Here is a 12,655-nt window from a genome sequence, read left to right on the forward strand (position 1 = left end):
GAGTCGCGCAGTGCGGTGGCGGAGTCGCGCGGTTAACTGAAGAGGCGCCCGGACAGGGGGATATCCGAACGCCTCAGCTCATGCAGCGTTCAGGGGGGTTGATTGCTGCAGAGCGACGACAGTTGCGACAGAGAGCGAAACCATCGAAGTCCATGCTAGTGCATATTTCGCTCGAGACCACGTCTGATTCCCAGACAATCGAAAAATGTTCGGCTGGGCTCTCACGGCCGCACGGACGCCGAATCCCGCGCCCCCGCACGCCGTGGATGCTCCGCCCCTGCGCTCCGCAGCCATCCGTCGAGCACGGCACCACTGGCACTGCTGCCGGTTCACTTCCGCAGGGCCTGGCGCCGCAGGATCGCGTCGAAGCGCTCCGACATTCCCCCCGAAAGGCGGGAGTCGGAGCACATGCTGGCTCCGTAGACTTCTGGCACGCTGCGCCGCACTGAGGTGGCGCCGCATCGCAACGACGCGAAAGGACCTGTGGTGGCTGACAAGATCGAACACCTTCTGGAAGACCTCGAGACCTTCCCGCCCAGCGACGACTTCACGTCCTCCTCCCCCGTGCCGGCCGACCTCGCCGCGCGAGCCGAAGAAGACCGTCTCGGATTCTGGGCCGAGCAGGCCAGGGAGCTGCACTGGTCGACTCCGTTCACGGAGGTCCTCGACTGGAGCGACGCTCCCTTCGCGAAGTGGTTCGCCGACGGCACGCTCAACGCGAGCTACAACTGCGTCGACCGCCACGTGCTCGCCGGCAACGGCGACCGGGTCGCCATCTACTGGGAGGGCGAGCCCGGCGACAAGCGCACCATCACGTACTCCGACCTCCTCGGCGAGGTGAAGCGGGCGGCGAATCTCCTCGAGAGCCTCGGCGTCACGGCCGGAGACGTCGTCGCCATCTACATGCCGATGATCCCGGAGACCGTCGTCGCGATGCTGGCGTGCGCGCGCATCGGCGCCATCCACTCGGTCATCTTCGGCGGCTTCAGCGCCGACTCCATCCGCAGCCGCGTCGAGGATGCGAACGCGAAGCTCGTCATCACGAGCGACGGCTCCATCCGCAAGGGGCGGATCTTCCCCCTCAAGGAGACGGTGGATGCGGCGCTCGAGGCAGACGGGCACACCGTCGAGCACGTGCTCGTCGTCCGTCGCGCCGACAACGAGCCGTCGCTGACACCGGGACGTGACCTGTGGTGGCACGAGGAGATCGCGCAGGTGAGCGATGAGCACGTCGCGAAGCCGTTCCCCGCCGAGCATCCGCTCTTCATCCTCTACACGTCGGGCACGACCGGGAAGCCGAAGGGCCTCCTGCACACGACGGGTGGCTACCTCACCCAGACGTCGTTCACGCACCGCACCATCTTCGACCTGAAGCCGGAGCAGGACGTCTACTGGTGCTCAGCCGACGTCGGCTGGGTGACCGGCCACAGCTACTTCGTCTACGGACCGCTCGCGAACGGTGCGACGCAGGTCATGTACGAGGGCACGCATGACACCCCTGACCTTGGCCGCTGGTTCGACATCATCCAGCGCTACGGCGTCACGATCTTCTACACGGCACCGACGGCGATCCGCGGCTATATGAAGTCGGGCAGGCAGATCCCCGCGAAGTACGACCTCTCGTCGATCCGTCTCCTCGGCTCCGTGGGAGAGCCGATCAACCCGGAGGCCTGGGCCTGGTACCGGGAGGTCATCGGGGGCAATCGCGTGCCCGTCGTCGACACCTGGTGGCAGACCGAGACGGGCGCCATCATGATCTCCGCGATCCCGAGCCAGGTCGCGCTCAAGCCAGGCGCCGCGCAGGTGCCCGTTCCCGGGGTGGTCGTCGAGGTCGTCGACGACAAGGGCGAGCGCGTCAACCCCGGCGAGATGGGGCTCCTCACGATCACGGAGCCGTGGCCATCGATGACCCGAGGCATCTACGGCGACCGGGAGCGGTTCATCGAGACGTACTGGTCCCAGTTCCCTGGCCGCTACTTCGCCGGCGACGGTGCCGGCGTCGACAAGGACGGGCACCTCTGGCTGCTCGGCCGAGTCGACGACGTCATGAACGTCTCCGGCCACCGGCTGTCGACGACGGAGATCGAGTCGGCGCTCGTCGACCACCCGTTCGTCGCCGAGTCGGCGGTCGTCGGGGCGAGCGACGAGACGACGGGGCAGGCGGTCGTCGCCTTCGTCGTGCTGAAGGAGAGCAAGAAGGCGGAGATCGAGGCCTCTGACGCTCCGAAGGTGCTGCGCGAGCATGTGTCGACGAAGATCGGCGCGATCGCCCGTCCACGTCAGGTGTATGTCGTCGCAGAGCTCCCCAAGACCCGTTCTGGCAAGATCATGCGGCGTCTGCTGCGCGACGTCGCAGACGGCAAGGCGGTCGGGGACACGACGACCCTCACCGACGCCTCGGTGATGTCGGCGATCTCCTCCGGTGTCGCATCCGGAGCCGCCGACGACGACTGACCCGACGCGGCCCCTGACAGAACGACGGAAGCCCTGCGCCCCTCAGAGGAGGGATGCAGGGCTTCCGTCAGTGCGGATGCTCGCGCTGCGCGAGGCGGCCCGCTACTCGTACGCGACGATGAGGTCGACCTCGACCGGCGAGTCGAGCGGCAGCACCGCGACACCCACCGCGGCACGGACGTGCGTGCCCGCGTCGCCGAAGGCGAGGCCCAGCATCTCGGAGACGCCATTCGCGACGAGCGGCTGCTCCGTGAAATCAGGGGCGGATGCGACGTAGACGGTGACCTTCACGACTCGCGTCACGCGGTCGAGGTCGCCGATGACGGACTTGATGGCCGCAAGCGCGTTGAGACCGGCGAAGGCCGCGAACTCGATGGCATCGTCGCGCGGCACCTCGGCGCCGACCTTGCCCTTCTCGGGGAGCGCTCCCTCGATGAACGGGAGCTGGCCGGAGGTGTACACGAGGCCGCCGTGCTCGACTGCCGGCACGTAGGCGGCGACCGGAGCGGCAACCGGAGGCACCGCGAGTCCCATCGCACCGAGACGTTCTTCGACCTGGCTCATGCTGACTCCCCCGCGATCGGGCGCTTCATGTAGGCGACGGATCCGCCCTCGGCATTCGTGGAAACCTGCACCAGCTCCCAGCCCTGAGCACCCCAGTTGTTGAGGATGACAGTGGGGGTGTGCAATGGGAGCGGGGTGATGAAATATTCCCACTTCTGCATGGACGTCCTCCTGTGCGATGAGCGCTCAGGCTCTTCATGGGGTACTCATTGAACACTCCTGAAGACGCCACGAGCGGGTGTGACTTACCCTTGATCCTATGTCTGTCACGAATCCAGGGGCGCCCAAACGCAACATTCTGGGTGGCCTCCTAGGGCTGCTTGGTATGAGCGGAGTCGCGGGCGTGCTCGTCACGGCCATGATCACCCCGCTCATCGCCGTCACCGGTGTGGCCGCGAACAGCACCATCTCGCTGTTCGAGAACCTCCCGACGTACCTCGAGATCGGCTCACTGCAGCAGAAGACCGAGCTGTACGCCGCCAACGGACAGAAGTTCGCCGAGTTCTACAACCAGAACCGCGAAGAGGTCCCACTCGACCAGATCTCCCCGTACGTCGCAGACGCGGCCATCTCGGTAGAGGACCCCAGGTTCCGCGAGCACGGTGGCGTCGACGTCATCTCGGCGGCGCGTGCGCTCGCCCAGTCCGTCATCGGCGATGGCGCGGCAGGCGCATCCACGATCACCATGCAGTACGTGCGCAACGTGCGTGTGCAGACCGCCGAAGCGATCCCCAATGAAGAGGAACGCGATAAGGCCTACCTCGAGGCGACCGAGACCACGACGGGCCGCAAGCTCCAGGAGATGCGCCTCGCGATCGGCGTCGAGAAGCAGTTCTCCAAGGACGAGATCCTCCAGGGCTACCTCAACATCGCCCTCTTCGGCGGCACCACCTACGGCATCGAGTCGGCAGCGCAGCGCTACTTCGGCAAGTCGGCGCTCGACCTGAACCTGCAGGAGTCCGCGAGCCTCATCGCGATCGTGCAGGAACCGAACGCGTACCGCCTCGACGTGCCCGAGAACATCGAGGCGAACAAGGTGCGCCGCGACTACATCCTCATGCGCATGATGGAGGAAGGCAAGATCGACCAGGCGACCTACGACGCGACCGTCGTGCTGCCCGTCGAGCCCCGCCCGACGGAGCCCAAGCACGGCTGCAGCGCGGCCGAGGGCAACGCGCAGTACTTCTGCGACTACGTGCGACTCGTCATGGTCCAGGATCCCGCGTTCGGTGAGACCTACGAGGAACGGCAGTTCAACTTCCAGACCAAGGGCTACCAGATCCACACGACCCTCGACCTCGACATGCAGGCTCAGGGTCAGGCCTCGATGGCCTCGGCTGTTCCCGCCTACGTCGACGGCATGGACATGGGATCCGCAGCTTCCATGGTCGAGGAGGGCACGGGCCGCGTGCTCATGATGGTGCAGAACACCGCCTTCGGCGACACGGAGGAGCTGGCCGGTCAACCGGGCTACACCTCGGTGAACTACAACACCGACTACGAGTACGGCGGTTCCACGGGCTTCCAGGTCGGGTCGACCTACAAGATGTTCACGCTCGCCGAATGGCTGGCATCGGGGAAGTCTCTGAACTCCTCCGTGAACGGCAAGGACCGCGCCTTCAACCTCGCGAACTTCCAGAACTCCTGCCTCGGCGCGGATGGCGGCTCCTGGTCGCCGACGAACGACGGAGGCTCGAAGGTCGGCAACGTGTCGGTCCGCCAGGCGACGTCGCAGTCGATCAACACGGCGTACGTGGCCATGGCCGAGCAGCTCGACCAGTGCCGCATCCGCGACACCGCCATGGCCATGGGCGCACACCGCGCCGACGGGGCGATCAACGAGTCGAACCCGGCAGCAGTGCTCGGAACGAATACGATCGCGCCCCTCTCCATGGCGACGGCCGTGGCCGGATTCGCGAACGGCGGCGTCACCTGCACGCCCATCGCGATCGACAGCATCACGCTGCGCGACGGCTCCGCCATCGAGGCGCCGAAGTCGACGTGCAACCAGGCGGTGACCCCCGAGGTCGCGGCCGGTGTGACCTCCGCCCTCCAGGGCGTCGCCAACGGCGGCACGGGCAGTGCCTCGAACCCGGGCATCGCGCCCCTCATGGGCAAGACCGGAACCACGGACAGCGGCCTGCAGACGTGGATGGTCGGAGCCACCACCAAGGTCGGCCTCGCCGTCTGGGTCGGCAACGCCAGCGGCCAGGTCCCCATGTACGGCGTCGACCTCCCCCGCGCGGTCGGAAGCCAGACGCGTCACGTCATCTTCAACGACGTCATCGCCCAGGCGATGCGCGTCTACGGCGGCGATTCGTTCCCCGAGCCGACCGGCAGCGCCGTCCAGAACGAGCAGGTGACGGTCCCCGACCTGACCGGGAAGACGACGGCTGAGGCGAAGTCCTCGCTCGAGGGGCTCGGCTTCACCGTGTCCGTCGGCAACGCCGTCGAATCCGATCAGCCGGAAGGCACCGTGGCCAGCACGCTGCCGAGCGCGAACACCCGTGTGACGCAGGGAACGACGATCACGATCACCCCGTCGCGCGGGCCGGCCGCCGCACCGACCACGGCGGCGCTCGTCGCACCGGACCTCGCGGGGCAGACCCAGGAACAGGCGCAGTCCACGCTCTCCCAGCTCGGCTTCAGCGGCACCATGGCGATCCTCACCGAGGAGAGCGCGACCGTCCCGAGCGGACAGGTGATCCGCACCGACCCGGCACCGGGCGCGGAACTGAATCGCAGCGGCTCCATCCAGGTCTACGTCTCTTCCGGCCCCTAAGGGCCATCGCACTAACTGAAACGAGTTCCACATGGCGGATTCCGTCGCCACCTCGGGCCAAGGAACCTCTTCCGGCCTCGGACCAGCAAGCGCCGTCGCCCTCACCCTCCTCGGGGTGGGGGCGGCGACCGCCATCTACGGCACGATGATCGAGCGCCGCGCGTTCCGTCTGCGTCGGGTCGAATCGCGCATCCTGCCCCCCGGTTCAGCCCCGCTGCGTGTCCTGCACCTCAGCGACTTCCACGTCGCGCCCTGGCAGCGCAAGAAGCAGGAGTTCGTCAGAGGGCTCGCCGCCCTGCAGCCCGACCTCGTCATCGGCACGGGCGACAACCTCGGCCACGTCGACGCCGTCCCGACCGTCGCCCGCATGCTCGAGCCGTTCGAGGGAATCCCTTCTGTGCACGTGTACGGGTCGAACGACTACCTGGGGCCCGTCCTCAAGAACCCCTTCACGTACTTCGGCAGTTCCGCCCACGTCGCGAAGACGGCGCCGCGTCTCGACACGGAGAGCCTCACCGGCCACTTCAACCGTCTCGGGTGGACGCCCCTCAACAACATGGCGGCTGTCCTCGAGGTCGCCGGCAGGCGCATCCGCTTCTTCGGGGTGAACGACCCGCACATCGACGGCGATGACTTCGCCGCCGCGGGTGAGGCCCTGCGCGAGGCGTCGGAAGGTGAGGACTGGGACCTCACCATCGCGCTCGCGCACGCCCCGTACCAGCGGGTCCTGAGCGGACTCGTCGACCTCGGCGCCGACGCGATCTTCGCGGGCCACACCCACGGCGGCCAGGTCTGCGTGCCCGGCTACGGCGCCCTCGTCACGAACTGCGATATCCCCCGCCGCCAGGTGAAGGGCCTCAGCGAGTGGACCTCGCGCGGGCGCACCGCGGCGCTCCACGTCTCCGCCGGCCTCGGCACGTCGATCTACGCCCCCGTGCGATTCGCGTGCCCGCCGGAGGCGACGCTCCTGACCTTCCTACCCCGGGTATCGTGACCGCCATGGCAACAAAGAAACGTGGAAACCGGAAGCGCGGTCCGCTGACGCGCGTCCTCGGACTCGTCGGCGTGAGCGGCCTCGCTGCCATCCTCATCTCCGCGCTCGTGACTCCGCTGATCTCCGTCGCCAACATCGCGGACAACAGCTCCATCAACCTGTTCGAGAGCCTCCCCGACTACCTGGAGATCAACGAACTCCAGCAGGTCACCGAGCTCTACGCCAAGCAGGGCGGGCAGGACGTCAAGTTCGCCCAGTTCTACAACCAGAACCGCATCGAGGTGCCCCTCGACCAGATTTCGCCGTGGGTGCCGCTGGCGGCCATCTCGGTGGAGGATCCGCGTTTCCGCGAGCACGACGGCGTGGACGTCATCTCCGCGGCTCGAGCCCTCGTGACCTCGGTCATCGGGGACGCCTCCGCTGGCGCCTCGACCATCACCATGCAGTGGGTCCGCAACGTGCGCGTGCAGGAGGCCGAGGCGATCCTCGACCCCGCCGAGAGCGAGAAGGCGTACATCGAGGCGACCGACCCCAACACGGGCCGCAAGCTCCAGGAGATGCGCCTCGCCATCGGCGTCGAGCAGCAGTACTCGAAGGACGAGATCCTCCAGGGCTACCTCAACATCGCCCTCTTCGGCGGCACCACCTACGGCATCGAGTCGGCAGCGCAGCGCTACTTCGGGAAGCCGGCCATCGACCTGAACCTGCAGGAAGCCGCGAGCCTCATCGCCATCGTGCAGGAGCCGAACGCCTACCGCCTCGACCGCGAGGAGAACATCGAGGGCAACAAGGAGCGCCGCGACTACATCCTCATGCGCATGATGGAGGAGGGCGCCATCGACCAGGCGACCTACGAGGCCACCATCGCGCTGCCCGTCGAGCCGAACGTCACCGAGCCGAACCACGGGTGCGAATTTGCGGAAGGCAACGCCAAGTACTTCTGCAAATTCGTGCAGCTCTCCGTGCTCCAGGATGAAGCCTTCGGCGCGACCGAGGCCGAGCGGATGTTCAACCTCGCCGGCAAGGGCTACAAGATCTACACGTCCCTTGACCTCGACATGCAGGGCGTCGCGACGCAGTCGATGCAGAACGCCGTGCCGTCCAGCTACCCGGGCACGGAGCTCGGCGCCGCCGCATCCATGGTCGAGAACGGCACCGGCCGCATCCTCGCGATGGTGCAGAACACCCAGTTCAGCGAGGTGGCCGAGAATCAGGGCCAACCCGGCGTGACCTCCGTGAATTACAACACGGATTACGAGTACGGCGGCTCTACCGGCTTCCAGACTGGCTCGACGTACAAGATCTTCACGCTTGCCGAGTGGCTGTCTTCAGGTAAGTCGCTGTACTCGTCCGTCCCGGGACAGAACCGCACCTTCTACCTCGAGAACTTCTCCAACACGTGCGAGGCCGAGTCCGACGGTCCATGGGCGCCGACGAACGACAGTGGTCAGCGAGTCGGGACCGTCTCGGTGAAGTCGGCCACCGCCTCGTCGATCAACACCGCCTACGTGACGATGGCGGAGCGCCTCGACCAGTGCCGCATCCGCGACACCGCGATGGCCCTCGGCGGCCACCGCGCCGACGGAGCGATCAACTCCTCGGTGCCGGCCGCCATCCTCGGCGCCGCCAACGAGATGGCTCCGCTCTCGATGGCCACAGTCATGTCCGGCCTCGCGAACAATGGCACGACCTGCTCGCCGACGGGCATCGACCGCGTGACGCTGCCAGACGGCACCGAGGTCTCGGGTCCCGAGTCCCGCTGCATCCAGGCCGTCTCGCCGCAGGTCGCGGCGGGCGTCGATGAAGCCCTCGCCGGCGTCGTCAACGGCGGCACCGGCTCGCGGTCGAACCCGGGCATCGTTCCGCTGATCGGCAAGACCGGCACGACCGACAACGGCCTGCAGACGTGGATGGTCGGGGCGACGACCAAGGTCGGCCTCGCCGTCTGGGTGGGCAACGCCAATGGCCTCCTGCCCATGTACGACGTCGACCTGCCGCTCGCGGCGGGAAGCCAGACGCGTCACGTGCTCTTCAACGACATCATCGGGCACGCGATGAGCACCTACGGCGGCGGCGACTTCCCCGAATACGTGGAGGACGAGGACGCCCTGGTGCTGGCAACCGTGCCGGACGTGACAGGCCGGTCGACGGAGGAGGCGCGCCAGGTGCTCGAGGGGCTGGGCTTCGGCGTCTCCATCGGGCCATCGGTCGACTCCGACCAGTCGCCGGGAAGCGTCGCGAACACCCTGCCGACCGCCAACACTCGCGTCGACAAGGGGACGACGATCACGATCCACCCGTCGGCGCTGCCCGAGGATGCGTCGAACGGGCTCCTGGCACCGGATGTCGCGGGCAAGACGCAGGATGAGGCGACGACACTGCTCGCGGGCGCCGGCTTCAGCGGGACCGTGACCGTCATCGCCGAGAAGAGCGCGACCGTGCCGAGCGGGCAGGTGATCCGCACCGACCCCGCGACGGGCACTCCCATCGAGCCGACCGGCGACATCAGGCTGTTCATCTCTTCGGGGCCGTAGGAGTTTCCGTGGCTCGCGCCCTCGGTTGGCGGCGCGAGCAACCTTCGGGTACTCTTGGGGAGTTCGCCGCTCAGCGGTGAGCGATCGGGGTGTGGCGCAGTTTGGTAGCGCGCTTCGTTCGGGACGAAGAGGTCGTGGGTTCAAATCCCGCTACCCCGACAGTTGTCTGATGGGAAAAGGCCTGAGCTTGCTTGCAAGCTCAGGCCTTTTTCGTGCATGCAATTGCGACCGCGTCCGCGCCCTACCACGTGAGGAACGCGCCGGGACGCGATGGTGTACTTTCGGCGGATGCCCTCAATGTGGCCATCGTGCTGATCCCAGAAGACCTCGTCCGTCGCCTCACGGGCCGCCCCGCCGACCTCGGGGTGGACGGCGATGAGTGGCTCCGCCGACTGCCGTCTCTCATCGACGAGCGCCTCGACGCGTGGGAGCTGACCATCACCGGTGCGGCTCACAACGGCCATAACGCGATCGTGCTGCCGGTAGCTCGTCACGGGCAGCCGCAGGTCCTGAAACTCAGCTGGCCCCATCGGGAGGCAGCCGTCGAGCATCTCGGGCTTCGCCACTGGAACGGCGCGGGCATCGTGCGGCTCGTGGCGGCGCATCCATCGGACTTCGCGCTGCTCCTCGAGCCCTTGCACGCGGAGATCGATCTGCATTCGGTCGAGACCGACGATGCGTGCCTCGTGATCGGCGGCCTCCTGCGACGCCTCCACGTCGCACCCCCGCACTCGGTGCCGGATTTCCGTATCGAGGCGCGCGACTGGATCGCGCCGCTGCGGGCGCATCCGTCGTCCGTGCCTCGCCGGTGGGTCGACCGCGCCCTTGACACTTTCGACGCGCGTCCCTACGAGCCGACGCTGCTCCACCTGGATCTGCACTACGGGAACGTGCTCGCCGCCGAGCGGGAGCCGTGGCTCGCCATCGACCCGAAGCCCGTCGCGGGTCCCGCAGGATTCGAGGTGTACCCGGCGCTGCGAACTCGCGTCGAGGACTACCGGGGCGGCGCGCTCATGCACGCGGAGGTACGCAGCCGGGTCGAGCTGATCAGCGGTGAGGCCGGCATCGATCTCGACGACGCCAGGGAATGGTGCATCGCGCACGCCATCCTGAACGCCCACCAGGTCTCGGAAGAGGGGTGGCCGACACTCGTGACCCTGCACCTCGCGATCGCGAAGGCGCTGTCGGACATCTGAGACATCTTTCTCAGCTGTTTTTTATCTATCCAATGACAACTTCAATCTGGTTTAAGTCTTGCGTTTGAGTTTCGGACGGCGCATGATCATGTGATGGATGCAGACGTTGTGGTCATCGGACTCGGAGCTGCCGGCTCGTACGCGGCCTGGAACCTGGCCTGCAACGGCGCGAGCGTGCTCGGCCTCGAGGCGCAGACCCTCGTCCATGACGACGGGGCCTACTCGGGCGAGAGCCGCCTCTTCCGCGCGGCCTACCACGAGGGGTCCCACTATGTGCCGCTCCTCATCGCGGCCCGCCATGCCTGGCTCGAGTTGGCCGAGGAGAGCCGGGCACCCATCTTCCAGTCGACGGGCGTGCTCTCGATCGGCTCGCCAGACGACCCTCGCCTCGAGCAGGTACGCCACTCCCTCGCCCAAGCCGACATCCCGCACGCGGCCCTGTCGACGGCGGAACTCCGGAGCCGCTACCCGCAGCATGAGCAGCTGACCGACGAGATAGCAGTGCTCGACGAGCTCGGCGGTGCTCTCAGACCCGAATCGGCCGTCACCGAGATCCAACGCCGCGCGACCGCCGCGGGCGCCGAGCTACGCGGAAGCACGCCGGTGCTCTCGATCGAGGAGACCGCAGGCTCGGTGCGCGTCACCACGGCGGAGGGCACGCTGAGCGCGAAGCAGGTCATCGTATCGGCTGGGATCTGGACCCCACGCCTCCTCCCCGCACTCGCGCCGCATCTGACGATCAAGCCCATCGCGCTCACCTGGTTCGCGCCAGAGAACCCCCACGACTTCGCACCCGAGGTGTTCCCCGCGTTCATCCGAGACCACGGCAACGTGCACATCTTCGGCGTCCCCACCCTCGACGGCTCGCTCGTCAAGGCCGGCTACGACGCGAAGTGGGGCGACATCGACGCTCCAGAACAGCTCGATCGCCGACTGAGCGTCGCCGAGCGAGCCAAGATCTCGCGCGACATCCACACGCTCATCCCCGGCCTGCCCGACGCGATAGCCAAGCACTCCGTGCACGCAGACCTCTTCACGTTCGACAAGACCCCGATCATCGGGAGGATCAGCGAGCGCATCACGGTCGGCACCGGATACTCGGGCCACGGCTTCAAGTTCACCCCGGTCTTCGGCGACATCCTCGCCGACACCGCCTTGGGCCGCACGCCCGAGTTCGACATCTCCCCCTTCGCGCCGCTGCGGTTCAGCGCATGAGCGAGATCAGCCTCAAGCAGCTGCGCTGCTTCGTCGCCGTCTACACGGAGCGCAGCTTCACCCGAGCCGCGAAGCGACTCGGACTCGCGCAGTCACCCGTGAGCCAGGCGGTCGCGGCCCTTGAAGCGCAGCTGGGTGTCGCCCTGTTCGAACGCGGCGGCCGTGACGTCGTCCCGACGCCGGCCGCAGAGGCGCTGTACCCGGAGGCGGTCGAGATTCGGCGCCGAGCAGAGGGTCTTCAGCACCTCGCGTCGACGGCCACCGAGGAACGCGCGAAACGGGTGCTGCGCCTCGGGTCGATCAGCTCCATGTTCTCCAGCGCGCTGCCGACACTGCTCCGCGCCGAACCGCTGTCGCCATACGCCGTCACGGTCTCCGACGGCGGCACCACGGACCTGAGCAGGGCAGTCGACGACGGAGACCTCGACGTGGCGCTGCTCCGGGACCTCTCGCCGGACAGTGACCGGCACGCGGTCGCCTTCCGCGAACGCCTCTGCGTCGCGGTGGCGGCCGACCATGAACTGACAGCGCAGCAGGTCGTCTCGGCCGAGCAGCTCCGCGACTTCCCGCTTGTGCTCTTCGATCGCGGGCGCGCGCCGCTCGCCTTCGACCTGACGGCGAGCGCGTTCCTCCGTTCCGGCCACCCGCTCCGAATTGCCGCGCGCGTCACGAACGAGCAGGCCATCCTCGGTCTCGTCAGCGCCAGGCTCGGCATCGCGCTCGTGCCGCAGTCGCTCGCCCTGCACCCCTGGCCGGGGGTGGCGTTCCGTGACCTGCGGGACGCGGAGTACTCCTATCCGCTGGCGGTCCGCGTCGCGGCGGGCGACCCGCTCGGCCTGCTCGGACCGATCACCTCGGCGCTTCACGGCTGGGCGTCGCAGAACTCGCTCATCCGCTGACCCCATCCCTGCCTCCC

At 67.5% G+C, this 12,655-nt stretch carries 9 protein-coding genes and 1 tRNA gene; 8 read left to right on the plus strand and 2 right to left on the minus strand.

Annotation, left to right across the window (positions count from 1 at the left end):
* Positions 1-486: 486 nt before the first annotated feature.
* Complete coding sequence (gene acs / locus GV007_RS11905; RefSeq protein WP_160072821.1) at positions 487-2,454, plus strand: acetate--CoA ligase; 1,968 nt, start codon at positions 487-489, stop codon at positions 2,452-2,454.
* A gap of 102 nt (positions 2,455-2,556) precedes the next feature.
* Here acs and GV007_RS11910 read toward each other — a convergent pair whose 3' ends face one another.
* The gene (locus GV007_RS11910; RefSeq protein WP_104285911.1) at positions 2,557-3,018 is read right to left on the minus strand and encodes a RidA family protein; all 462 of its coding nucleotides are present in this window, start codon (positions 3,016-3,018) and stop codon (positions 2,557-2,559) included.
* Positions 3,015-3,179, minus strand: a complete 165-nt coding sequence (locus GV007_RS19060; RefSeq protein WP_194677124.1) for a hypothetical protein — start codon at positions 3,177-3,179, stop codon at positions 3,015-3,017. Before GV007_RS19060 ends, GV007_RS11910 begins: the two co-directional genes overlap by 4 nt.
* A gap of 164 nt (positions 3,180-3,343) precedes the next feature.
* Here GV007_RS19060 and GV007_RS11915 point away from each other — a divergent pair, with 164 nt between their 5' ends.
* The 7 genes from GV007_RS11915 to GV007_RS11945 all read left to right on the plus strand — a co-directional run bounded on the left by GV007_RS11915 (position 3,344) and on the right by GV007_RS11945 (position 12,638).
* Positions 3,344-5,800, plus strand: a complete 2,457-nt coding sequence (locus GV007_RS11915; protein ID WP_160072823.1) for a transglycosylase domain-containing protein — start codon at positions 3,344-3,346, stop codon at positions 5,798-5,800.
* A 31-nt stretch (positions 5,801-5,831) separates the two neighbouring features.
* Positions 5,832-6,794, plus strand: a complete 963-nt coding sequence (locus tag GV007_RS11920; RefSeq protein ID WP_160072825.1) for a metallophosphoesterase — start codon at positions 5,832-5,834, stop codon at positions 6,792-6,794.
* Positions 6,795-6,799: 5 nt separating this feature from the next.
* A complete protein-coding gene (locus tag GV007_RS11925) occupies positions 6,800-9,328 on the plus strand; it encodes a transglycosylase domain-containing protein (RefSeq protein ID WP_160072827.1) in 2,529 nt (842 codons plus the stop codon).
* A gap of 85 nt (positions 9,329-9,413) precedes the next feature.
* Positions 9,414-9,487, plus strand: a tRNA-Pro gene (locus GV007_RS11930).
* Positions 9,488-9,636: 149 nt separating this feature from the next.
* The gene (locus tag GV007_RS11935) at positions 9,637-10,524 is read left to right on the plus strand and encodes an aminoglycoside phosphotransferase family protein (protein WP_160072829.1); all 888 of its coding nucleotides are present in this window, start codon (positions 9,637-9,639) and stop codon (positions 10,522-10,524) included.
* A gap of 93 nt (positions 10,525-10,617) precedes the next feature.
* Complete coding sequence (solA, locus tag GV007_RS11940) at positions 10,618-11,739, plus strand: N-methyl-L-tryptophan oxidase (RefSeq protein WP_160072831.1); 1,122 nt, start codon at positions 10,618-10,620, stop codon at positions 11,737-11,739.
* On the plus strand, positions 11,736-12,638 hold the full coding sequence (locus tag GV007_RS11945) for a LysR family transcriptional regulator (RefSeq protein WP_160072833.1): 903 nt from the start codon (positions 11,736-11,738) through the stop codon (positions 12,636-12,638). Before solA ends, GV007_RS11945 begins: the two co-directional genes overlap by 4 nt.
* Positions 12,639-12,655: the final 17 nt, after the last annotated feature.

Origin of the sequence: Pseudoclavibacter sp. 8L, assembly GCF_902506465.1 — a bacterium.
GTDB lineage: Bacteria > Actinomycetota > Actinomycetes > Actinomycetales > Microbacteriaceae > Pseudoclavibacter.

Bases quoted from the DNA above. Each gene is read 5' to 3' on its own strand.
- GV007_RS11915 (WP_160072823.1), top strand. From the start codon at position 3,344: ATGAGCGGAGTCGCGGGCGTGCTCGTCACGGCCATGATCACCCCGCTC.
- GV007_RS11920 (WP_160072825.1), top strand. From the start codon at position 5,832: ATGGCGGATTCCGTCGCCACCTCGGGCCAAGGAACCTCTTCCGGCCTC.
- GV007_RS11925 (WP_160072827.1), top strand. From the start codon at position 6,800: ATGGCAACAAAGAAACGTGGAAACCGGAAGCGCGGTCCGCTGACGCGC.
- GV007_RS11945 (WP_160072833.1), top strand. From the start codon at position 11,736: ATGAGCGAGATCAGCCTCAAGCAGCTGCGCTGCTTCGTCGCCGTCTAC.
- GV007_RS19060 (WP_194677124.1), bottom strand. From the start codon at position 3,179: ATGCAGAAGTGGGAATATTTCATCACCCCGCTCCCATTGCACACCCCC.
- solA (WP_160072831.1), top strand. From the start codon at position 10,618: ATGGATGCAGACGTTGTGGTCATCGGACTCGGAGCTGCCGGCTCGTAC.
- GV007_RS11910 (WP_104285911.1), bottom strand. From the start codon at position 3,018: ATGAGCCAGGTCGAAGAACGTCTCGGTGCGATGGGACTCGCGGTGCCT.